The sequence below is a fragment of the Micromonospora sp. DT231 genome, from assembly GCF_049847025.1.
Classification (GTDB): domain Bacteria; phylum Actinomycetota; class Actinomycetes; order Mycobacteriales; family Micromonosporaceae; genus Micromonospora.
In genome coordinates, this window is record NZ_JBNCNO010000049.1 from 1 (window position 1) to 323 (window position 323).

1 pseudogene is annotated in these 323 nt (G+C 69.7%); it reads left to right on the forward strand.

Annotated elements, in window-relative coordinates:
• A pseudogene (locus ACPXBU_RS34860) lies at positions 1-323 on the forward strand (IS982 family transposase); the annotation flags it as partial.

Genomic DNA, 323 nt, shown 5'->3' on the forward strand with positions numbered 1-323 from the left:
GTGACGACCGACCTCAACACCCTTCTGACGGCACTGTACGTGAAGATCGATGACTGGCTCGGGCGGCAGCGGAGGCCCGGGCGGCCACCCAGGCTGTCTGACGCGGAACTGCTCACCCTGGCCGTGGCTCAGGCCCTGCTCGGCGTGCGCTCCGAAGCCCGTTGGCTGCGGTTCGTCCCCGGGCATCTACCCGGGGCGTTTCCGTACCTGCCTGGGCAGTCCGGGTACAACAAGCGGTTGCGGGCTGCGGTGCCGCTGCTCAAGCGAGCGATCCGCGTGGTCGCGGCGGACACCGACCTGTGGACCGACGCCACCTGGGTGGT